At 62.8% G+C, this 19,674-nt stretch carries 24 protein-coding genes; 12 read left to right on the forward strand and 12 right to left on the reverse strand.

Going from position 1 to position 19,674, the window contains the following annotated elements:
• Positions 1-73 precede the first annotated feature (73 nt).
• The 3 genes from PRJ_RS15240 (at position 74) to PRJ_RS15250 (ending at position 2,208) form a co-directional block, all read left to right on the forward strand.
• Positions 74-1,279: an MFS transporter gene (locus PRJ_RS15240; protein WP_104961846.1), complete on the forward strand. Its 1,206-nt coding sequence runs from the start codon at positions 74-76 to the stop codon at positions 1,277-1,279.
• Between the two features lie 81 nt (positions 1,280-1,360).
• Entirely contained in the window at positions 1,361-1,906 is a 546-nt protein-coding gene (locus PRJ_RS15245; protein ID WP_003248033.1) for a cupin domain-containing protein, read from the forward strand.
• A 2-nt stretch (positions 1,907-1,908) separates the two neighbouring features.
• Complete coding sequence (locus PRJ_RS15250) at positions 1,909-2,208, forward strand: hypothetical protein (protein ID WP_256597838.1); 300 nt, start codon at positions 1,909-1,911, stop codon at positions 2,206-2,208.
• On the opposite strand, the gene PRJ_RS15255 is transcribed toward PRJ_RS15250, so the two are convergent.
• Positions 2,181-2,795 carry a 2-hydroxychromene-2-carboxylate isomerase gene (locus PRJ_RS15255; RefSeq protein ID WP_104961848.1) on the reverse strand — a complete coding sequence of 205 codons (615 nt, stop codon included), beginning with the start codon at positions 2,793-2,795 and terminating at the stop codon, positions 2,181-2,183. The two genes, PRJ_RS15250 and PRJ_RS15255, sit on opposite strands and share 28 nt — an antisense overlap.
• Before the next feature lie 28 nt (positions 2,796-2,823).
• The gene (locus tag PRJ_RS15260; RefSeq protein WP_010953786.1) at positions 2,824-3,555 is read right to left on the reverse strand and encodes an SDR family oxidoreductase; all 732 of its coding nucleotides are present in this window, start codon (positions 3,553-3,555) and stop codon (positions 2,824-2,826) included.
• A gap of 89 nt (positions 3,556-3,644) precedes the next feature.
• Between PRJ_RS15260 and PRJ_RS15265 the strand changes: the two genes are divergently transcribed.
• Complete coding sequence (locus tag PRJ_RS15265) at positions 3,645-4,208, forward strand: TetR/AcrR family transcriptional regulator (RefSeq protein WP_104961849.1); 564 nt, start codon at positions 3,645-3,647, stop codon at positions 4,206-4,208.
• The gene (locus PRJ_RS15270; protein WP_020193791.1) at positions 4,195-4,788 is read left to right on the forward strand and encodes a DUF4157 domain-containing protein; all 594 of its coding nucleotides are present in this window, start codon (positions 4,195-4,197) and stop codon (positions 4,786-4,788) included. The genes PRJ_RS15265 and PRJ_RS15270 overlap by 14 nt, the downstream gene beginning before the upstream one ends.
• A 407-nt stretch (positions 4,789-5,195) precedes the next feature.
• On the opposite strand, the gene PRJ_RS15280 is transcribed toward PRJ_RS15270, so the two are convergent.
• Positions 5,196-6,197: a bile acid:sodium symporter family protein gene (locus PRJ_RS15280; protein WP_010953782.1), complete on the reverse strand. Its 1,002-nt coding sequence runs from the start codon at positions 6,195-6,197 to the stop codon at positions 5,196-5,198.
• A gap of 106 nt (positions 6,198-6,303) precedes the next feature.
• Between PRJ_RS15280 and ampC the strand changes: the two genes are divergently transcribed.
• A complete protein-coding gene (gene ampC / locus PRJ_RS15285) occupies positions 6,304-7,446 on the forward strand; it encodes a class C beta-lactamase (RefSeq protein WP_104961851.1) in 1,143 nt (380 codons plus the stop codon).
• A 300-nt stretch (positions 7,447-7,746) separates the two neighbouring features.
• Complete coding sequence (locus PRJ_RS15290) at positions 7,747-8,079, forward strand: hypothetical protein (RefSeq protein ID WP_003253895.1); 333 nt, start codon at positions 7,747-7,749, stop codon at positions 8,077-8,079.
• A gap of 46 nt (positions 8,080-8,125) precedes the next feature.
• Here the strand turns inward: PRJ_RS15290 and PRJ_RS15295 are convergent, their stop codons facing one another.
• From PRJ_RS15295 to PRJ_RS15320, 6 genes are all read right to left on the reverse strand, one after another.
• Positions 8,126-8,437, reverse strand: a complete 312-nt coding sequence (locus PRJ_RS15295) for a hypothetical protein (protein ID WP_010953779.1) — start codon at positions 8,435-8,437, stop codon at positions 8,126-8,128.
• A gap of 143 nt (positions 8,438-8,580) precedes the next feature.
• Positions 8,581-8,769 carry a hypothetical protein gene (locus PRJ_RS15300; protein ID WP_003253897.1) on the reverse strand — a complete coding sequence of 63 codons (189 nt, stop codon included), beginning with the start codon at positions 8,767-8,769 and terminating at the stop codon, positions 8,581-8,583.
• Between the two features lie 138 nt (positions 8,770-8,907).
• Positions 8,908-9,228, reverse strand: coding sequence for a YbjQ family protein (locus PRJ_RS15305; RefSeq protein WP_003258990.1), 321 nt, complete (start codon positions 9,226-9,228; stop codon positions 8,908-8,910).
• Positions 9,229-9,298: 70 nt separating this feature from the next.
• Positions 9,299-10,183, reverse strand: coding sequence for an EamA family transporter (locus PRJ_RS15310; RefSeq protein ID WP_003253899.1), 885 nt, complete (start codon positions 10,181-10,183; stop codon positions 9,299-9,301).
• Positions 10,184-10,345: 162 nt separating this feature from the next.
• Positions 10,346-11,101 (reverse strand): class II aldolase/adducin family protein, encoded by a 756-nt coding sequence (locus PRJ_RS15315; RefSeq protein ID WP_104961852.1) that lies wholly within the window; start codon positions 11,099-11,101, stop codon positions 10,346-10,348.
• Positions 11,102-11,123: 22 nt separating this feature from the next.
• A complete protein-coding gene (locus PRJ_RS15320) occupies positions 11,124-12,167 on the reverse strand; it encodes an ABC transporter substrate-binding protein (protein ID WP_104961853.1) in 1,044 nt (347 codons plus the stop codon).
• A 174-nt stretch (positions 12,168-12,341) separates the two neighbouring features.
• Here PRJ_RS15320 and PRJ_RS15325 point away from each other — a divergent pair, with 174 nt between their 5' ends.
• From PRJ_RS15325 to PRJ_RS15335, 3 genes are all read left to right on the forward strand, one after another.
• Complete coding sequence (locus PRJ_RS15325) at positions 12,342-14,294, forward strand: FAD-dependent oxidoreductase (RefSeq protein WP_104961854.1); 1,953 nt, start codon at positions 12,342-12,344, stop codon at positions 14,292-14,294.
• A 39-nt stretch (positions 14,295-14,333) separates the two neighbouring features.
• Positions 14,334-14,933 (forward strand): helix-turn-helix domain-containing protein, encoded by a 600-nt coding sequence (locus PRJ_RS15330; RefSeq protein WP_104961855.1) that lies wholly within the window; start codon positions 14,334-14,336, stop codon positions 14,931-14,933.
• A gap of 80 nt (positions 14,934-15,013) precedes the next feature.
• Positions 15,014-16,216: an NAD(P)/FAD-dependent oxidoreductase gene (locus tag PRJ_RS15335; RefSeq protein WP_104961856.1), complete on the forward strand. Its 1,203-nt coding sequence runs from the start codon at positions 15,014-15,016 to the stop codon at positions 16,214-16,216.
• A gap of 68 nt (positions 16,217-16,284) precedes the next feature.
• On the opposite strand, the gene PRJ_RS15340 is transcribed toward PRJ_RS15335, so the two are convergent.
• The gene (locus PRJ_RS15340) at positions 16,285-16,896 is read right to left on the reverse strand and encodes an FMN-dependent NADH-azoreductase (protein ID WP_020191409.1); all 612 of its coding nucleotides are present in this window, start codon (positions 16,894-16,896) and stop codon (positions 16,285-16,287) included.
• A gap of 133 nt (positions 16,897-17,029) precedes the next feature.
• On the opposite strand from PRJ_RS15340, the gene PRJ_RS15345 reads away from it, so the two are divergent.
• Positions 17,030-17,932 carry a LysR substrate-binding domain-containing protein gene (locus PRJ_RS15345; protein ID WP_003253907.1) on the forward strand — a complete coding sequence of 301 codons (903 nt, stop codon included), beginning with the start codon at positions 17,030-17,032 and terminating at the stop codon, positions 17,930-17,932.
• Positions 17,925-18,284, forward strand: coding sequence for an MmcQ/YjbR family DNA-binding protein (locus PRJ_RS15350; protein ID WP_104961857.1), 360 nt, complete (start codon positions 17,925-17,927; stop codon positions 18,282-18,284). Before PRJ_RS15345 ends, PRJ_RS15350 begins: the two co-directional genes overlap by 8 nt.
• A 58-nt stretch (positions 18,285-18,342) precedes the next feature.
• Here the strand turns inward: PRJ_RS15350 and PRJ_RS15355 are convergent, their stop codons facing one another.
• Positions 18,343-18,756 (reverse strand): DUF1294 domain-containing protein, encoded by a 414-nt coding sequence (locus tag PRJ_RS15355; RefSeq protein ID WP_064491057.1) that lies wholly within the window; start codon positions 18,754-18,756, stop codon positions 18,343-18,345.
• Positions 18,749-19,579, reverse strand: a complete 831-nt coding sequence (locus PRJ_RS15360; protein WP_026031837.1) for an undecaprenyl-diphosphate phosphatase — start codon at positions 19,577-19,579, stop codon at positions 18,749-18,751. The genes PRJ_RS15355 and PRJ_RS15360 overlap by 8 nt, the downstream gene beginning before the upstream one ends.
• Positions 19,580-19,674 lie beyond the last annotated feature (95 nt).

The raw sequence follows: 19,674 nt of genomic DNA on the forward strand, positions 1-19,674 counted from the left end.
GGCCCAGGGGTTCGACAATCGATAATGATTCCTAATAATATCGGTTTGTTTACCACTCTGCCTTGGACTGCCCATGAACGTCGCAAAGGATCCTGCAACCCTCCTGCCTGCCAGCACCCTGAACCTGCGCCCGCTGTTGCTGGCCAACATGGCCTGCACCATGTCGATGATGGCGTTCGTCGCCCTGATCGGCCCGATAGCCCGCCAGCTTGGCATGGCCACCTGGCAAGCCGGCGCCGCCGTGACCGTGGCCGGCGTGGTCTGGGTGCTGCTGGCCCGGCCCTGGGGCCGCGCGGCAGACCGCCTGGGCCGCCGGCGCATCCTGCTGCTGGGCAGCGCCGGCTTCACCCTGGCCTACTGGCTGCTGTGCCTGTTCGTCGAAGGCGCACTGCGCTGGCTGCCGGGGGCAACCTTGGCGTTCATCGGCCTGATGATCGCGCGTGGTTGCATCGGCGCCTTTTATGCCGCCATCCCGGTAGGCTGCAATGCGCTGATCGCCGACCATGTGGAGCCGCAACGCCGGGCGCGGGCCATGGCCTCACTGGGGGCAGCCAACGCCGTCGGTCTGGTGGTCGGGCCGGCGCTGGCCGCACTGCTGGCGCGGCACAGCCTGAGCCTGCCATTCCATATCATGTCGCTGCTGCCGGCCACTGCCTTCCTCGTGCTGTTTTTTACCCTCAAACCACAGGCGCTGCCGCACAGCCACGCCCCCAGCCCGGTGCGACTGAACGACCCGCGCCTGCGCCGGCCGCTGCTGGTGGCATTCAGCGCCATGCTCAGCGTGACCGTATCGCAGATCATCGTCGGTTTCTTTGCCCTTGACCGCTTGCATCTGGGCCCTGCCGAAGCGGCCCAGGCGGCTGGCATCGCCCTGACCACCGTGGGTGTGGCGCTGATGCTGGCCCAGGTGATACTGCGCCAACTGGAGTGGCCACCGCTGAAGATGATCCGGGTGGGTGCCACGGTATCGGCACTGGGCTTTGCCTGTGGCTCGCTGGCCAGCACGGCCCCCTGGCTGTGGGCTTGCTATTTTGTTGCGGCGGCCGGCATGGGCTTCGTCTTCCCGGCGTTTTCGGCACTGGCGGCCAATGCCATGCAGGCCTCCGAACAAGGCGCCACGGCCGGCTCCATTGGCGCCGCCCAAGGCATGGGCGCGGTGATCGGGCCGCTCGCCGGTACCTTGGTGTATGCCCTTGATCCGCGCTTGCCATTCCTGGCCGTGGCCGTGCTGTTGCTGCTGGTCGGGCTGTGGCCAATGCCGCGTGAGCAGCGGGTTTGAGAAGCACAGCGCGCAAGGGCGCAGAGTGTGTTTTAATGCGCATCGCTCATTATTATTGACACCTCTGATTACAAGGCGGCTATGGACACGGGGACGCGACTCAAACTGGTGCGTGAACGCAACAACCTCTCCCAACGGGAACTGGCCCGTCGCAGCGGGCTGACCAACTCGACGATCTCGCAGATCGAGCAGAATCGCGTCAGCCCTTCGGTCAGCTCCCTGAAAAAACTGCTCGAAGGCATTCCCATGAGCCTGGCGGAGTTTTTCAGCTTCGACGAGCCGGTGCGTGAGGAACGCTACGTATTCCGTGGTGGCGAACAACCCGACCTGGGCCGCAATGGCCTGCGCATGCTGCTGGTCGGCGCCAGCGTCGAAGGCCGCCAAATGCGCATGCTGCGTGAGCTGTACGCACCCGGCGCCGACTCTGGCGAGCCGATCGTGCACGCTGAAGGCGAAGAATGCGGGTTGGTCACCCGTGGCACCGTCGAGCTGTGGGTCGACGGCCAGGTCAGCGTGCTCAATTCGGGCGACGGCTACTACATCCCCACGACCCTGCCGCACAGTTTCAAGAACATCGGCCCGGATGAGGCCGAGATCATCAGCGCCAACACGCCGGCGAATTTCTGATCTTGACCCACAGACGTTCACCGAGCGCCCGGGATGTCTACCAGTGCCTGCGCAATGTGGCCCTTGGCGTGCATCACCTTGAGGTGGCTGCACGCCGCGATGGCGGCCTGGTCGATGTCGGCATCCAGGGCTGGCAACTGACGTTGGCCCTGGATACCGAAGGCCTGGCGCATTGCGTTCATTGCCAAGCCCCCGACGGCGAACAGGCCGGCCTCGAACACTGGCAGCGCTATGGCACCAACCCCACCGACCTGCTCAGCCTGTGGGAGCGCACTCAGCTGGAGAGGCTGCTGGCCCCCTGACGTAGCGCCTCCTCGACAAAGTCCAGGCGGTCCTGGCCGAAGAACATCCCATCACCGACAAAACAGGTGGGCGCGCCAAACACCCCGCGCGCCACAGCTGCCTCGGTCGCGTGCTTTAGCGCTGCTTTTACTTCGCTGTCAGCGGCCAGGGCATGAAAAACCTGTGGGTCGAAGCCTGCCTGCGCGAGTGTTTCATTCAGCACAGCGCTGTCGCTCAGGTTGCGCCGCTGTACCCACAGCCCAGTGAACAGCACCGATAGCAATGCCTCGAACCGATCCGGTGAACGCAACTGGGTCCCTGTCACGCCGCGCATCAACGTCAGGGTATTGACCGGGAAGCCCGGCGGCATCCCGAACGGCACACCGTAGCGTTCGGCAAAGCGGGCCAGGTCGGTGAACATGTAGCGCCCTTTGGCCGGGATCATGGCCGGCGAAGCATTGCCGGTAGCCTGGAAAACCCCGCCAAGAAGCATTGGCCGGTAGCGCAGCGTAGCGCCGTGGCGGGCACACAGGTTCGGCAGTTGGGTCCAGGCCAGGTAGCTGGCCGGGCTACCCAGGTCAAAAAAGAAATCGACAGACGTTTGCATGGTGACGGTCCTTGCATGTTAACGGGGGTTACCAGCGTTCCATCCAGGGGCGCAGGTCCAGCTCGAAGGTCCAGGCATCGCGGGGCTGGGCGTGCAGGAACCAGTAACTGTCGGCAATGTGCGCCGGGTCAAGGATGCCATCCTGGTCCTTGAGGGCATAGCGCTCGGGGAAGCTGTCGCGGATGAAGGCCGTGTCGATGGCACCGTCCACCACCACATGGGCGACATGGATGTTGCGTGGCCCCAACTCGCGCGCCATGCTCTGTGCCAGGGCACGCAAGCCATGCTTGGCCCCGGCGAAGGCGGCAAAACCGGCTGCGCCGCGGGTACCGGCTGTAGCGCCGGTGAACAGGATTGTGCCGCGCTCACGCTGAACCATGCGCCGGGCCACCGCCTGCGCGGTGAGGAAACCGGCAAAGCAGGCCATTTCCCAGATCTTGAAGTACTTGCGTGGGGTTTCCTCGAGAATGCTGCACGGCACATTCGCACCGATATTGAAGACAAATGCCTCAATCGGACCTATATCACGCTCGATAGTCTCTACCAGCTCGGCCACCTCCTCTTCCTTGCGCGCATCAGAGCCAAAACCGTAGGCCTGACCGCCAGCGGCGTGTATTTCCTCCAGCAGCGGCTGCAGTTTGTCGGCCTGGCGACGGGTTACGCAGGCAATATAGCCCTCACGCGCAAAACGCTTGGCGATCTCGCCGCCAGTGGCGTCGCCCGCCCCGATCACCAGCACGACTTTTTGTTGTTCTGACATGCCTGCCTCCATTGGTAAATGATCGTTTAGTAAACGAACGCTATGTTATGATCGCGGTCATCGTCAAGCCTGTTTGCCGAGGCATGTGAATGCGCTATTCCAACGAACACAAACAGCAAACCCGCGAACGGTTGCTGGCCAGCAGCGGCGCGCTGGCCAAGCGCGGGGGGTTTGCCAGCACCGGCGTGGCCGGGTTGATGAAAGCGATCGGCCTGACCGGCGGTGCCTTCTACAACCACTTCCCGTCCAAGGACGACCTGTTTACCGAGGTGGTACGCCAGGAGCTGAGCAACAGCCCCCTGGCACGCCTGGCCAGCAAGGGAGCCAACCGTGAACGCCTGGGCCGCTGCCTGCAGCAGTACCTGAGCCTGGTCCACCTGCGCAATGCCGAAGGTGGATGCCCGTTGCCGCCGCTGGGAGTGGAAATCGCCCGGGCCGACACGCCAGTGCGTGAAGTGGCTGAGCACTGGCTGGTAGAACTGCACCGGGCCTGGAGCACAACCCTGGAGGATGAGCAGCTGGCCTGGGTGCTGATCAGCCAGTGCGTAGGGGCATTGCTGGTCGGGCGCATGCTGGCCAGTGAAAGCGTGCAAGTGCAGGTACTGGACGCCAGCCGCCAGTTTGTCGAACAGGCCCTGCATGAGGCGGATTAGTGCCCTGCTGGGTTTGCTATTGGCCCTCCCTGCGCTTGCCGAACAGGCCTGCCCGCCTGGGCAGTATCAAGTGTGCCTGATGGGCTGCTTTTGCGCCCCGATCGACCCAGGCCAGGCCGGGCAGATCCTCAAGGATGTGGAGGTCATGGCCTCGTCCAGCCTGGCATACGCCTTGCGCCAGGCCCGCGACGAGGCCACGGCCAGCGGTGTGCAGCCGATTCCGTTGCATATTCGGGCGCAGCTGGAACCCTGGTATGACTTTGCCGTGCTCGACGCGGCGCGCTTCCGGGTGGGGGATGAGCAACAGATCAGCGCAGCCAATGCGCTATTGCAGAACCCCGATGTGAACGCCGTTACACTGATCGACACGATCATCTTCCGCCGGGCCGCCGATGCCGAGGACAACGTGGCCTTGTGGGCGCACGAGCTCAAGCATGTGCAGCAGTATCAGGAGCTGGGCGTGGAGGAGTTTGCCCGACGCTATACGCGCAACTTCGACGACCTGGAGGGGCCGGCCTACAAGATCGAGGCCGAAGTCGACAAGGCGCTGCGCGAGCGTCGTTCAGGCCTGGCCCGCTGATCGCTGCCATTACGCTCCACATCGACAGTGCAGGTCTTGCCCAGCGCAAAATTCAGCCGTTCGCGCGAACCGTGGTAGGAGCGGGTTTACCCGCGAATACGGTAGCGGCGGCAACAGAGTACGACTGGTGGAGATTGGCCAGCAGGCCCGGCCCTTTCGCGGGTAAACCCGCTCCTACACGACGGCATGCGCCCAACCCCCGATGTGTGTCCACCCCGATCTGTGTAGGAGCGGGTTTACCCGCGAATACGGTGGCGGCGGCAACGATGAACGACGGGTGGAGATTGGCCAGAAGGCCCGGCCTCTTCGCGGCTATCAACCCTTTGATACGACCAAGCTTTTCAGCTCTCAGCACCGCAGAAAAGCTTGACCGCCAACACAGCATCTACATGGGAACGTAAAGGCGCTCAAGACACCGCCGAAGCCTCCACCGCCTGCTCACGGCTGGCATAACGCTGCGCCAGCACAGCACACACCATCAGCTGTATCTGGTGGAACAGCATCAGCGGCAGGATCATCGCGCCAATGCCACTGCCCACGAACAACACCTGGGCCATGGGCACACCCGTAGCCAGGCTTTTCTTGGAGCCGGCAAACAGGATGGTGATGCGATCCTCAAGGTCAAAGCCCAGCGCCTTGCCAAGCAAGCGGGTGCCAAACAGCACCACTGCCAGCAGAATTGCGCACACCACGAACAACCCCGCCAAGTGCTGCGGCGATACGGTGTGCCACAAACCGGTAACCACGGCCTCACTGAAGGCGGTGTACACCACCAGCAGGATCGAACCCTGGTCCACCACCTTGAGCCAGCGCGCATTGCGCTTGACCCAGGCGCCGATCCAGCGCCGCGCGACCTGCCCGGCAACGAACGGCACCAGCAGCTGCAAAGTGATCTTCAACACCGCATCCAGGCCGGAACCTGTATCACCACCGGCGCCCAGCAGTAGCATCACCAGCAACGGTGTGAGGAAGATACCCAGCAGGCTGGAGGCCGCTGCGCTGCAGATGGCCGCCGGCACGTTACCGCGGGCCAGCGAGGTAAAGGCAATGGCCGACTGCACGGTTGCAGGCAAGGCACACAGGTACAGGATGCCAAGGTAAAGCTCGTTACCCACCAGCGGTACGAACAGAGGTTTGAACGCCAGGCCCAGCAGCGGGAACAATACGAAAGTACAGGAGAACACCAGTAGGTGCAGGCGCCAGTGCCCGGCACCGGCAATGATGGCTTCACGGGACAGTTTGGCGCCATGCAAGAAGAACAACAGGCCAATGGCCAGGTTGGTCAGCCAGCCGAAATACACCGCGCCATCGCCCGAGCAAGGCAGTACGGTGGCGATGAGTACCACACCGAGCAAGGCCAGGGTGAAATTGTCAAATAACATGCGCAAATACTTCATCACTGTATCCATCTTGTCATGGTGGGTGGGCAGACGATAAGGTCTTTGGCTCCCCGTCGCTAACGCCGGAACCCCGAGTGGTATCGCTCAACGGACACGCTCCACAAAAGGACTCACCATGCTCCGCCCACGTCTGGCTGCACTTGCAGCCGCCATTACCCTTGCCTTAGGCCATGCCAGCGCCCAGGCAGACGACCAGTTACAGGCCAAGGTCGACCAGATCATCCGCCCGCTCATGCAGGAACAAGGCATCACCGGCATGGCTGTGGCCATCTATGCACGCGACCACGCGCATTACTTCAGCTACGGTGTGGCCAGCAAGGCCGACAACGTACCGGTCAGCCGCGATACGCTGTTCGAGATCGGTTCGCTGAGCAAGACCTACACGGCCACCCTGGCCGCGCTTGCCAGCGCCGAGGGCAAGCTTGACCTCGAGGCCCCGGCCAAGCGCTATCACCCGGCATTGGCCGGCGTCCCCATCGGCGACGCGACGGTGCTGGAACTGGGCGCCTATAGCGCCGACTGCCTGCCACTGCAGTTCCCCGACACCGTACAAACACCGCAACAGGTAGTCGATTTCTTCCGCCACTGGCAACCTCGTGCCAAACCTGGCACCCAGCGCTGCTACTCCAACCCCAGCCTGGGTTTGTTCGGTGACCTGGCCGCCCGTGCGCAGCACCAACCGTTCTCCACGCTGATGAGTGAGGGCCTGCTGGCGAAGATGGGCCTGAAAAACACCTACCTTCAGGTTCCGGCCAGCGCCCAGGGGCTTTATGCCCAAGGGTATGACGCCGACGACAAGCCGGTGCGTGTAGGGCCCGGCCCTTACGCCGATGAGGCCTACGGCATCAAAACCAGCGCCAGCGACCTGCTGCGCTATGTGCGGTTGCACATGCAGCCGCAGGGCCTGCCACCGGCCCTGGCGAAAGCCACCGCCATTACCCAGCAGGGCTACTTCCAGGTTGGCGCCATGACGCAAGGCCTGGGCTGGGAACGCTACCCCTACCCGGTCACGCTGAGCACACTGATCGATGGCAACAGCCCACGGCTGATCCGCGAACCGCAGGCCACCACTCGCTTGCAGCCGGCCCTGCCCGCGCTACCGGCAGCCTGGTACAACAAGACCGGCGCCACCAACGGCTTCGGCGCGTACGCCGCGTTCGTGCCGGCAGAACAGCTGGCAGTCGTGCTGCTGGCCAATCGGAATTACCCCAACCAGGCGCGGGTGCAAGCCGCCTTCGACATCCTTTCCGGCTTATAACGCTCGCGTTGATTGTCGGACAAAACGACAGAATGTAGTGAACAAAAATATTCACTACAAAATGGTTGACGCCGTTCATCGCGCTTGGGCATGATGAAGCCGTCTCCCCGATCGGGAGCGGTGGCAAGGGTGTTCCAGACGGCCTGCGCGGTAACGCAGGCCGTCCGTGGAGAGGGAAACTGTCCAAAAGGCAGCGTGAGAAAGCCCCTGTTGCGATGCTGCTGTAGCAGCCTTGGTAGTGCGCTACACCGTGATAGCGCCAACTGTGAAAATCACCTATGAATGGGTAATGGGGGCTTTATGATGAACTTGAACAACAATCCGACTATCGACCAATTGGCCCAGCTGTTCGCCGTGCGCAAGGACAGCCTTGACGACCATTTGCTGTGGGTTAGCCAAACCGGTGAAGTGCGCCTCGACCGCCTGCCACCGAACACCGTCGAAGATGAATTTGAAGAGCACCTGCCCAGCATGCGTGCCCGCTTCAAGGTCTACCGCCGTGGCCAAGGCTACGTCGGCAAGAAAGCCGCCGCCGACACTGAATTCGTTGGCCGCGTGCTGCAGACCCTGCAACAAGAATGGCCCGCTGCCCGTGAGCAGCAGGCAGTCAAGGTGATCGAACCGCTGAATTGAGGGTTCGCACCCTTACCAGAGCCCGGCCTGCATAGGCCGGGCTTTTTCATGCCTGGCGCCGCTGCAGACGGGTTTCCGGCAGAGGCAAGGCGCCTGTTGCCATCGCCCGGGCGCGGTCGACACCCCACACCAGCGCACGGGTCATGGTCTCGCCCGGCAGCGCGGGGTAATACTCTTCCAGCAACGCCCGCCCATCCCCGGCGTACAACCCCAGAAACAGCTGCGTCGCCCCCAGGCGCGACAAGCGCACCTGCACGTCCAGTGTGGTGCCGTCGCTGAGTGCTTCGTCGTGGCAGCGGCTGTGCAGCTGTGCGTCGGCCCACTGCCAATAGGTTTCTTCCCTGACTCGCATGAGCATTCAATCCTCCGTTGCTGGAATGCCGCGTCAGAAAACCACAGGCCGGGCCATCCGGCGAGCGCTACCGGGCAATACCATGAGGCGGATCAACGAATGGCAATAAAAACCCCGCCGTTGGGCGGGGGGCGTGTGCAGGCGCGGGATCACTTCTTGAGCGGTACCCGCGGCATGAAGCGGCCTTTTTTGCTGCGCTGCAAATGTGCAGGCTGGAGCTGTTCGGAATCATCCAGCGTCATGTGGGCGAAACCCAGGCGAAATGCCGCCTGGCCGCAACGCACCTGGCTGTTGATCGGGAACGCATCGTTCAGGTCTTCGAAAAAGGATTCGCTCATGCCCAGTCTCCCTCCAGTGGCGGTCGCGTCGGCAACCAGACAAGTTGCCCAGGAAACGCGGCCTGTGAAAGTGAGACTAGCTGGTCATTTGCGGACCGACCGGACAAGAACCTTGCAGCCGACCAATGGCAAAAGGCTTTACTTCAGTCGTACTGCCGTACCGGTGGCAAATACCACGACCATGCCGCCCTGTACCGACGGCATGCTGATCTCAAAATCCACCCCCACTACCGCATCGGCTTGCAACTGTCGTGCCCGGGCCTTGAGTTCTTCAGTGGCCTGCTCCCGGGCCTCGCGCAGCGCGCTTTCCAAGGTTTGCGAACGGCCACCGAAGAAGTCGCGAAACCGTGCAAAGAAATCGCGCACGAAGTTGATACCTTGCACCGATTCGGAACTGACCACGCCCAGGTATTCGGCAATCGGGCGGCCTTCGAGCTGGCTGGTGGTGGAAATGATCATGGATGCGCTCCGTTGGCCTGGCAGAAAGAGGCCGATTCTAACAGAGCGCAGGTCAGCAGATTTAAGCGCTTTACGCGTTGGCAGCCCGCAAACGCTGACCGATGCGTGCACCGAATACATTCACCAGCAGGCCGGCCATCACCAGCAATGCGCCCCAGCCCTGCGTAGCGGTCAGGCGCTCTCCCAGCAGCAATGCCGACGAACTCAGGCCAATCACCGGTACCAGCAGCGAGAATGGCGCCACTTTGCCTGCCGGGTGACGCGACAGCAACTTGCTCCACAGGCTGTAGCCGAGCATGGTGGCCACAAAGGCCAAATACGCCAGGGCCAGCACCGAACTCCAACTGATATTGGCCAAGGCATGGCCAATGCGCTCGGGGCCTTCCAGCCACCAGGACAGTGCCAGGAATGGAAGTGGCGGTATCAGCCCACCCCAGATCACCAACGCGACCAGGTCGACCGAGCCGAACCGCCGGGTAATGATGTTGCCCAGGCCCCACATCGCACCACCACACAGGGTCAGCACCAACGCCAGCATGGGCACATGGCCGCCGTCTTCGCTGCCGATCAGTGCCAGGCCGCCGGCCGCCACCAGCAGCCCCAGCACGCTGGCCAGGCGCAGCCGCTCACCGAGAAACAACGCAGCAAAACCGAGGGTGAAGAAGGCTTGCGACTGCAGGATCAACGAAGCCAACCCTGGCGGCATGCCGCTGTACATGGCCTGAAACAGGAACGCGAACTGGCCCAGTGAAATGGTCGCACCGTAAGCGATCAGCCAGCGCCACGGCAGTTTGGGCCGCCTGACCAGCAAGATCGCCGGGAACGCCACCAGCAAGAAACGCAATGCCCCCAGCAACATCGGTGGCAGCCCGTCGAGGCCAACCTTGATGACCACAAAGTTGACGCCCCAGGCGACAATCACCACCAGGGCGATAAGCAGGTCCTTGAGTGGCATTGCGGCTTCCTTCTGCAGGCTTTTTAGACATATTTCGTTACAGCATAACGGTATTCCTTGAAAAGGGACCAGCACAGTTGAAACCAATGGTTGCACTACAGTGACTGTTCCGTCTGCCCGCTGTCGGCTGGACGACTAACTGCCAAATCAGCAAGCACAGGTTCAATCCTGATAACCAGGCGCCACCTTTTCCAGCATTCGCAACAACGCCGCCCACGCCAATTGCAGCGCATCCGGGTCGGTCAGTTCCCCCTGCTTCAACCCTCTCCCCGGCGCGTTGAACTGCCGTTCGGTACGCACGCACACGTCGGTCGACGGCAATATCAGTTGCCCAGCACTTTGCGCCGCCAACTGGATCTCGCAAGCCTTCTCCAGGTAGTACATGCGCAAGAAGGCTTCAGCCACACTGCGCCCCGTGGTCAACAGCCCATGGTTGCGCAGCATCATCACCGGCTTGTTGCCCAGGTCGGCCACCAGCCGTTGCTGTTCATCCATGTCCAGCGCGACGCCCTCGTAGGCGTGGTAAGCCACATTGCCGTAAAACTCCATGGACATCTGGTTGACCGGCAGCAGGCCACATTCCAGTGCGGCCACCGCGCAGCCTGCGCGGGTGTGGGTGTGTAGCACGCACCGGGCATCCTCGCGGGCAGCGTGAATGGCACTGTGAATGACGAACCCCGCCGGGTTGACCGGGTGACGGGCAGCCTCCACCGGCCGCCCCTGCAGGTCGATCTTCACCAGGCTGGACGCTGTGATCTCCTCGAAGAGCAGGCCATACGGATTGATCAGGAAATGGTGCTCCGGCCCAGGCAGGCGCAGGGAGATATGCGTGAAGATGAGATCGCTCATGCGAAAGTGCGCGATCAGCCGGTAGCAGGCAGCCAGCTCCCGACGCAGGCTTAGTTCCGTTTCAGTCATCTTGTTGCCCCTTTACTGAACGCTATTTGCTGGCCCAGGCGTTGAAGCGTTGCTCCAGCTCTTCACCATGATCGACCCAGAATTCCACGTTCATGGCCAGCGCCCCTTGCAGGTTCTGTGGCGAGGTGGGTACCCAGTTGGCCAGCGCCGGGTCAAGCCTGGCCGCGGCTTGGGTATTGGTTGGCCCATAGGGGATCTGTTGTACATACCGCACCTGGGTATCCGGCTGATTGGCATAGGCAATCAGCCGCTTGGCCTGGTCGACATGCCGCGAGCCTTTGATGATCGCCCAATAGTCCATACCGTACAGGCTGCCAGGCCATACCACGGCCAACGGGCTGCCCTGCTGCGCCGCCACCGCAATTCGTCCGCTGTAGGTGGAGGTCATGACCACGTCACCGGCTGCCAGCCATTGCGCGGGTTGAGCGCCGGCGTCCCACCACTGGATATGGGGTTTGAGTTCGCTGAGTTTGGCGAAGGCCCGTTCGACACCTGCCGGCGTGGACAATACCCGGTAAACGTCCTCGACCTTGACCCCGTCAGCCAACAGTGCGAATTCCAGGTTGTACACGGCACGCTTGCGCAGGCCGCGCTTGCCAGGGTACTTGCCGATGTCCCAGAAGTCGGCCCACGACGCCGGCGCCTGGGCCAGTTTGCTGCGGTCGTAGGCAATAGCCACGCTCCAGACCAGCGCGGCCGACCCACAATCCTGTGCGGCTGCCGGGATCAGTTCGGCTGCATGGCCCAGGCGCTGCCAATCCAGGCGCTCGTAAATCCCCTCGTCGCAGCCGCGCATCAAGTCAGGGCCTTCGATCTGCACCACATCCCAATCGACATTGCCGGTGTCGGCCATGACCTGGATCCGTGCCATTTCGCCGTTGTATTCACTCTGGATCAGCTGGCTGCCGTCCTGGGCAATGAAGGGCTTGAAGATCGCCTCATCCTGGGCCTTCTGGCCTGCACCGCCATAACCGACCACGACCATCTGCTGCGCAGCTTGCGCATTGCTCAGGCCAAGAGCCAACAAGGCTGCACAAAGGCCGGTCACACGTGGATATAGCTGCATCGTAGTTTCCTCCTGGCGGTGCCCGACGGGCCCGTTTTCTTGTTGTTCTGAGGTCACACCCTCGCCATGCGAGTGAGGAAAACCTAGACAGACGCAAGTAAAAAAACAAGTTGATTTTTTACTATCGCTACACTTTTATAAGTAAAAATAACAACACCGCACCGGAGCCGCCTGATGCAGACCGCCTTCCCACACCTGTTCGAGCCCTTGCAGATCCGCGGCAAACGCTTGAAAAACCGCATCATGTCCACCGGTCACGACACCTGCCTGCCCACCGACAACCTGGTCAACGACAAGCTGATCGCCTACCAGCGCGACCGCGCTGCCGGCGGCGTCGGCCTGATCGTGCTGCAGGTCGCCGGGGTGCACGACAGTGCCCGCTACACCTCGCATGTGCTAATGGCCACTGACGATGCCTGCATCGAGGGCTACCGCCAGCTTGCCGAGGCCTGCCACGCGCACGGCACCGTGGTGCTGTCGCAACTGTTTCACCCCGGGCGGGAGATCATGGAGTCGGCAGACGGCCTGTTGGCGGTAGCCTACTCGGCGTCTGCGGTGCCCAATGAGCGCTTCCGGGTGATGCCCCGCGCGCTGGACCAGGCAATGATCGACGAAATCGTCCAGGGCTATGCCGGCGCCGCCCGCCGCCTGCACCAGGCCGGCCTGGATGGCGTCGAGGTGGTGGCCAGCCATGGCTACCTGCCCGCGCAGTTTCTCAACCCGCGGGTGAACGTACGCAGTGATGGCTACAACGGTGACCTGGATCAGCGCCTGAGGTTCTTGCGCGAAGTGCTGGCCGCAGTGCGCGCCGCCACCGATGAGCAGTTCATCATCGGCCTGCGCATCAGCGCTGACGAGCGCGACAGCCAGGGCCTGAGTGAAGTCGAGTCACTGGCTGCTGCCGTGGCCTTGCAGGGCCAGCTCGACTACCTGCATATCGTCGCCGGTACCTCGGCCTCGCTGGGTGGCGCGGTCCATATCGTGCCACCGATGGCCATCGAACCGGCGTACCTGGCCCGCGAGGCTGGCACCTTCAAGCAACAGCTGGCTATCCCCCTGTTCGTCACCGGGCGCATCAACCAGCCCCAGGAAGCCGAGCTGATCCTGGCCCGCGGCCAGGCTGATGTGTGCGGCATGACCCGGGCGCTGATCTGCGACCCGTCGATGCCCGCCAAGACCGAACACGGCCAGGTCGAAGACGTGCGCGCCTGCATCGCCTGCAACCAGGCATGCATCGGCCATTTTCATCGTGGCTTGCCCATTTCCTGCATCCAGCGCCCGGAAACCGGGCGTGAGTTGCAGTACGGGCACCTCACGCCCACTTCCTCGCCCAAGCGCATAATGGTCGCCGGCGGCGGGCCTGCCGGCATGAAGGCCGCCGCCGTGGCCGCCGCGCGCGGGCACCAGGTCACGCTGTACGAGGCGGGCCCGCAGCTCGGTGGGCAGGTGCTGCTGGCCCAGCTACTGCCACGGCGTAGCGAGTTCGGGGGTGCCAGCACCAACCTTCAACGGGAAATGGCCCTGGCAGGTGTAGAAGTGGTGCGCAACACCTGGGTCGACCGCGCGCTGGTCGAACGTGAGCGCCCTGATCTGGTCATTGCCGCTACCGGCGCCACCCCCTACTGGCCGGCGTTCGAGCGTACCGGCGAGCTTCAGGTAGTGGACGCCTGGCAAGTGCTGCGCAATGAGGTGAAACCGGGGCGTTCGGTGCTGGTGATCGACTGGCGCTGTGACTGGATCGGCCCCGGTATCGCCGAACGCCTGGTGCGCGAAGGTCATCAGGTCCAGTTGGCGGTCAACGGCACTCATTGCGGCGAGAGCCTGCCGCTTTATGTACGTGACCAACTGGCCGGCGAGCTGCATCGCCTGGGTATCCCTGTCACCCCATACGCACGCCTGTATGGCAGCGACGACAACACGGTGTATTTGCAGCACACCGCCAGCGGCGATCCGATGATCTTCGAAGGCATCGACACCCTGGTGCTGTGCATGGGGCATCAACCGCAAGACCGCCTGGCCACTGAACTGGCAGGTGTGGTGGACGTACGGCGGATTGGCGACTGCCTGGCGCCGCGCACAGCCGAAGAAGCGATTCACGATGGCCTGACGGTTGCCTGGGCACTCTGAGGCTGTACATACTGCGGCTTTTGCGATGGACCGACGCGCATGAGCCAACCCTCCCAGCCCACCGCCAGCGAACCCGGGGGCGCCGCGCCGCAGTTCCTCGGCACCCGCATCCGCGGCCTGCGCAAGCGCCGCGGCATGACCTTGGCGGAGCTGGCCGCACACAGTGAACTGACCGCAGGCTACATCAGCCAGCTGGAGCGCAACCTCTCCTACCCGTCGATCCCGGCGCTGTTCAATATCGCCCGCAGCCTGGGCGTGACCATCCAGTGGTTCTTCGCCAGCGAAGCCACCACCGCGCCCGAAGACCAAGGCTATGTGGTGCGGCGCAACAGCCGCCTGAGCGTGCACTACGAAGATGGCATCGTTGATCAACTGCTCACCCCCCAGCCCAACCGCCAGCTGGAGATGCTGCACTCACGTTTCCCGCCAGGTACTTACAGCCAGCAAAGCTACAGCCACGACGGCGAAGAAGCCGGTTACCTGCTCAGCGGCACGTTTGAGCTGTGGGTGGGCGAGCGGCATTTCCAGCTGAGTGAAGGCGACAGCTTCAGCTTCTCGAGCCAGGAACCTCACCGCTACGGCAACCCCGGTGAAGTGGATGCCGTGGTGATCTGGGTGATCACACCGCCAACATTCTGAAGCACTCCGGCAAGCACTGGTAACACCGTTGACCGGCAATACGGTCTACCTTGTCCACCGAACTTCAAAGGAGCACAACCATGAAGCAGATCCTGATCATTGGTGCGGGCTTTGCCGGCCTGTGGAGCGCACTCAGCGCCATCCGCCAGCTTGACCTCAACGGCAGCAAGGGCGTCGAGGTCACCTTGCTCGCCCCCCAGGCTGAACTGCATGTGCGTCCGCGCTTCTACGAGCCAGACGTGCATACCCTGGCCGCCCCCCTGCAGGCGCTGTTCGACGCTGTCAATGTCCGTTTCGTGCAGGGCACGGCATACCACATCAATGAAGCGGCCCGCCGCGTGGGCTATCGCACCCGCAGCGGCACTCGCTGCACCCTGCCCTATGACCGTCTGATCATGGCCTGCGGCAGTGAGCTTGAGCGCCCTGACATGGACGGCATCGAGCATGCCTTCGACGTCGACAAGCTCGACAGCGCCGCACGCCTGGAAACCCACCTGAAGTCACTGGCCAGCCTGCCGAACACGCCGGCACGCAATACCGTAGTGGTAGCCGGGGGCGGCTTTACCGGCATCGAGACGGCCACCGAATTGCCGGCCCGCTTGCGCGCGATACTGGGTGAAGACGCCGCGTTGCGCGTAGTGGTAATCGACCGCGGCGCCAGGATTGGCGCAGCCCTGGGTGACGGCATCCGCCCAGCCATCGAGCAGGCATGCGAGGCCCTGGGCGTGGAGTGGGTTTGCGGTGCCACAGTAGTTTCGGTAGACCCTGCCGGTGTGCAGCTGGACAACGGCCAGCGGATCGACGCCAGCACGGTGGTCTGGACGGTTGGCTTCAAGGCCAACCCGCTCACCGAACAGATCAGCGGCGAGCGCGACAACCGCGGCCGCTTGCATGTCGATGGCAACCTGAAGGTCAAGGGCAATGATGCCGTGTATGCAGCTGGAGACGTGGCCTACGCCACCTGTGACGAGCTTGGCAATCATGCCGTGATGTCGTGCCAACATGCGATTGCGCTGGGGCGCCATGCGGGCAACAATGCCGCTGCCGAGTTGCTTGGCGTAGCACCAATGGCTTACAGCCAGCCCAAGTACGTGACGTGCCTGGACCTGGGGGCCTGGGGCGCGGTGTACACCGAAGGATGGGACCGTGAGGTTTCGCCACCGGAGGACAAGGCCGAAGCCAAGGCGCTGAAGCGCCAGATCAATTCAGTGTGGATTTATCCGCCAGCGGCTGACCGGGCATCGGCCCTGGCGGCAGCTGATCCGCTTATCCCGGTGGCCTGAACGCTTCTACAGGTTGGAGTGGCCTTGTGCTTCCACAGGGCCACGCTTGCAACCAACCGCTCCCTTGATCAGGCAGCCGCAAACAGCTCGTTGGCAATCTGCGCCTGTGCAGCATCGATCGCCTGGCTGCGCTGCTCCGGGCCATAGGCCAGGCCGTGGGCCCGGACGATTTCCAGGTCGGTAATCCCGATGAAGCCCAGGAACACTTTCAGGAAGTCTTCATGCCCGGCACCAGTCGGCTGGCCAGCGTGCAGGCCACCCGCAGTGGAAACCAGCACCACTTTCTTGTTGCCGCACAGGCCTTGCGGGCCGGCTTCAGTGTAGCGGAAGGTCTTGCCGGCGACGGCCACGCGGTCAATCCAGGCTTTGAGCTGGGTCGGCACGGTGAAGTTGTACATGGGCGCACCAATCACCACGGCATCGGCAGCCAGGAACTCTTCGAGCGTCTCGGCGCTCAGCTTGGCTTCGAAAGCCTGGGCCGCGTCGCGTACGTCTTCAGGGGTGCCTGCAGCGACCAGGGTGGCAGCGGAGAAGTGGGCGATGGCATCGGCAGCCAGGTCGCGATAAACCACTTCAACGCTTGGGTCTGCAGCCTTCCAGGCTTCGACCACTTCACGGCTCAGCTGACGCGAGGCGGAATTGTCGCCCAGGATGCTCGAATCGATGTGCAACAGTTTCATGGGACTCTCCTGTGAGTGAAGACCGCAGCTGTGGGCGATCACGATGGGGAGAATCCTACCGAGATGATCAATAGCTGATAAGTAAGCAAAAATGCGTTAGTTTGTCCCACAGGTGGAACAGTGAGACTTTCCCATGCAAGACCTTAACGACCTCTTCTACTTCGCGCGCGTCGTCGAAGCCGGCGGATTCGCCGCCGCCGGGCGCCAGCTGGGCATCCCCAAGTCGCGCCTGTCGCGGCGTATCGCCGAGCTTGAAGAGCGCCTGGGCACACGCCTGTTGCAGCGCACCACCCGGCAACTCAAGCTCACCGCAGTAGGTGAACGTTATTTGCATCATTGCCAGGCCATGTTGCTGGAGGCCGAAGCCGCCGACGAGACCGTGGCCAGCATGAGCAGTGAGCCGCGCGGGCGTTTACGGGTATCGTGCCCGGTGGCACTGGCACACGCCTTCCTGCCGGATGTGATCAGCCGCTTTCTCGAGCAGTACCCGCTGGTGCAACTGGACATGGTATTGCTCAACCGCCGGGTCGACCTGATTTCCGAAGGCATTGATGTGGCGTTGCGCGTACGCGACCTGGGCGACGAAGACCCGGCCCTGGTGACCCGCCGCCTGCGCCAGGCGCAAATGCAACTGGTGGCCGCACCCGGTTTTGCCGACCACATTCGCGAACCAGGCGAGTTGGCATCATTGCCCGTACTGGGCGCAGCCGAAGCAGACCGGCTGGTACACTTCCGCCTGTTCGGCCCCCATGGCAAACAGCAGGAAATAGCGCTGGAGCCACGCTTGGCGATCGATGATTTCGTAGTGCGTAACGCTGCTGTACGTGCCGGCCTGGGGTTCACTGCGCTGCCCAGCATGTTCTGTGAAGAGGAACTGGAACGCGGCGAACTGGTGCGCCTACTGCCAGACTGGTCGCTGCCGGGTGGCTACCTGCAGGCGGTTTACCCACACCGGCGTGGCCTGCTGCCTGCGGTCCGGGTGTGGATCGATCACCTGGCGGCGTCATTCGAGGCTTGTGGAGAGCGGTATGTCTGAACGGAAGATGAGCGAAGCCCAGGTAGCGGCATTTTGCCTAAGCCTGCCGGGTGCGCGGGAAGACTACAAATGGGGCGGCATCCGAGTGTTTTGGGTGGCAGAAAACAAGATGTTCGCGGTGCTCGACCTGGCGGGTGCCGGGTTGTCGTTCAAGGTAGCCGACGAGCTGTTTCTGGGTTATTGCGATCGACCCGGGATACGGCCGGCGCCGTACCTGGCGCGGGCGCGGTGGGTCAGCATGGCGCCGCCCTACCCCATGGGGCGTGATGAACTGTGTGAGGTGTTGCAGCGGTCGCACCAGTTGGTAGTGCGTCGGTTGCCAAAGCGGTTGCAGGTGGGGTTGGTCATGTGATCCAGCTGAGCCGGCCCTTTCACGGCACTAGCCGTGAAGAGGCCGGTACAACTGCACATCAGCCAAGGGGCAGATAACGCCCGTCAAGAAACAGCCAGTCTGCCCAGAACACCTGGTGCAGCAGCACAATCCCCCAGCACACCACCTGGAACGACACCTTGCGGGTCTTGTGCCGAAACAGCTGCTGCGCCAACAGCGCCCCCGGCCAACCACCGAGCAGCTCACTGGCATGCAGCACTTTCTCGGGGGTACGCCAGGCCTGGTTACGTGCCTGCTGCTTGTCCTGCCAATACAGCAACAGGCTGATCAGGCTCATGGCCGGGTACAACGCCAACGGCCACCAGGCCTGATCGTTCCAGGCCATGCGCGCCGCCCCCAGGCCGGGCAACAGGCAAAGCACGCCCAACAGCAGCAGCTTCAGGCGCACGTTGCGCACGCCTTCAGCCCGTTGCCCACGCAGCGCCTCAGCCATGTGCCGTGGACCAGTCGACCCAACCGAACTGCCAGGTCGCCAGAATGAACAGGCCGAACACAATGCGATACCAGGCAAATGCCGCGTAGCTATGGTTGGCAATGAACTTGAGCAACGCCCGTACGGCAATCATGGCGAAGATGAACGAGGTCACGAAGCCGAGCGCGAACACCGGCAGATCGCCGGGCTGGAACAAGTCACGGTATTTGTAGCCCGAATACACCGCCGCACCGACCATGGTCGGCATTGCCAGGAAGAACGAGAACTCGGTCGCTGCCTTGCGCGACAGGCCGAACAGCAGGCCACCGATAATGGTCGAACCGGAGCGCGACGTGCCCGGGATCATCGCCAGGCACTGGATGAAGCCGATTTTCAGCGCATGGCTCCAGCGCATGTCGTCCACATGGTCCACCTGCACGCGGTGCTCACGGCGCTCGGCCCAGAGCATGATGACGCCCCCCACCACCAAAGCCGCCGCCACGGTGACGGGGTTGAACAGGTATTCGTGAATAAGGTCGGCGAACAGCACACCCAGTACCACCGCCGGCATGAACGCCAACAGCAGGTTGCCCGTGAAGCGGCGCGCCTTGGGCTGGTGGGTCAGGCCGAAGACCACTTCGAAAATCTTGCTGCGAAACTCCCACACCACCGCCAGGATCGCCGCCAGCTGAATGATGATGTTGAAAGCCATGGCCCGTTCGCCGCCAAAACCGATCAGGTCGGCGACGATAATCTGGTGACCGGTACTGGAGATCGGCAGAAACTCCGTCAGCCCTTCGACCACGCCTAAGATGATTGCCTGGAAGGCAGTCCAAAAATCCATCATTCCCCCGGATGGAGCGCTGCTTGTCGCAGGCCCCTTGTTCTTGATTTGCTTGAAATTGCCTTACACGGCCCGGCTGTTTTACAGCGACTGTT

The sequence above is a fragment of the Pseudomonas sp. XWY-1 genome (assembly GCF_002953115.1).
GTDB lineage: Bacteria > Pseudomonadota > Gammaproteobacteria > Pseudomonadales > Pseudomonadaceae > Aquipseudomonas > Aquipseudomonas alloputida.

Excerpts from the sequence above, each read along its gene's own strand:
- PRJ_RS15240 (WP_104961846.1), top strand. The coding sequence starts at position 74 with ATGAACGTCGCAAAGGATCCTGCAACCCTCCTGCCTGCCAGCACCCTG.
- PRJ_RS15245 (WP_003248033.1), top strand. The coding sequence starts at position 1,361 with ATGGACACGGGGACGCGACTCAAACTGGTGCGTGAACGCAACAACCTC.
- PRJ_RS15255 (WP_104961848.1), bottom strand. The coding sequence starts at position 2,795 with ATGCAAACGTCTGTCGATTTCTTTTTTGACCTGGGTAGCCCGGCCAGC.
- PRJ_RS15260 (WP_010953786.1), bottom strand. The coding sequence starts at position 3,555 with ATGTCAGAACAACAAAAAGTCGTGCTGGTGATCGGGGCGGGCGACGCC.
- PRJ_RS15265 (WP_104961849.1), top strand. The coding sequence starts at position 3,645 with ATGCGCTATTCCAACGAACACAAACAGCAAACCCGCGAACGGTTGCTG.
- PRJ_RS15270 (WP_020193791.1), top strand. The coding sequence starts at position 4,195 with ATGAGGCGGATTAGTGCCCTGCTGGGTTTGCTATTGGCCCTCCCTGCG.
- PRJ_RS15280 (WP_010953782.1), bottom strand. The coding sequence starts at position 6,197 with ATGGATACAGTGATGAAGTATTTGCGCATGTTATTTGACAATTTCACC.
- ampC (WP_104961851.1), top strand. The coding sequence starts at position 6,304 with ATGCTCCGCCCACGTCTGGCTGCACTTGCAGCCGCCATTACCCTTGCC.
- PRJ_RS15290 (WP_003253895.1), top strand. The coding sequence starts at position 7,747 with ATGATGAACTTGAACAACAATCCGACTATCGACCAATTGGCCCAGCTG.
- PRJ_RS15295 (WP_010953779.1), bottom strand. The coding sequence starts at position 8,437 with ATGCTCATGCGAGTCAGGGAAGAAACCTATTGGCAGTGGGCCGACGCA.
- PRJ_RS15300 (WP_003253897.1), bottom strand. The coding sequence starts at position 8,769 with ATGAGCGAATCCTTTTTCGAAGACCTGAACGATGCGTTCCCGATCAAC.
- PRJ_RS15305 (WP_003258990.1), bottom strand. The coding sequence starts at position 9,228 with ATGATCATTTCCACCACCAGCCAGCTCGAAGGCCGCCCGATTGCCGAA.
- PRJ_RS15310 (WP_003253899.1), bottom strand. The coding sequence starts at position 10,183 with ATGCCACTCAAGGACCTGCTTATCGCCCTGGTGGTGATTGTCGCCTGG.
- PRJ_RS15315 (WP_104961852.1), bottom strand. The coding sequence starts at position 11,101 with ATGACTGAAACGGAACTAAGCCTGCGTCGGGAGCTGGCTGCCTGCTAC.
- PRJ_RS15320 (WP_104961853.1), bottom strand. The coding sequence starts at position 12,167 with ATGCAGCTATATCCACGTGTGACCGGCCTTTGTGCAGCCTTGTTGGCT.
- PRJ_RS15325 (WP_104961854.1), top strand. The coding sequence starts at position 12,342 with ATGCAGACCGCCTTCCCACACCTGTTCGAGCCCTTGCAGATCCGCGGC.
- PRJ_RS15330 (WP_104961855.1), top strand. The coding sequence starts at position 14,334 with ATGAGCCAACCCTCCCAGCCCACCGCCAGCGAACCCGGGGGCGCCGCG.
- PRJ_RS15335 (WP_104961856.1), top strand. The coding sequence starts at position 15,014 with ATGAAGCAGATCCTGATCATTGGTGCGGGCTTTGCCGGCCTGTGGAGC.
- PRJ_RS15340 (WP_020191409.1), bottom strand. The coding sequence starts at position 16,896 with ATGAAACTGTTGCACATCGATTCGAGCATCCTGGGCGACAATTCCGCC.
- PRJ_RS15345 (WP_003253907.1), top strand. The coding sequence starts at position 17,030 with ATGCAAGACCTTAACGACCTCTTCTACTTCGCGCGCGTCGTCGAAGCC.
- PRJ_RS15350 (WP_104961857.1), top strand. The coding sequence starts at position 17,925 with ATGTCTGAACGGAAGATGAGCGAAGCCCAGGTAGCGGCATTTTGCCTA.
- PRJ_RS15355 (WP_064491057.1), bottom strand. The coding sequence starts at position 18,756 with ATGGCTGAGGCGCTGCGTGGGCAACGGGCTGAAGGCGTGCGCAACGTG.
- PRJ_RS15360 (WP_026031837.1), bottom strand. The coding sequence starts at position 19,579 with ATGGATTTTTGGACTGCCTTCCAGGCAATCATCTTAGGCGTGGTCGAA.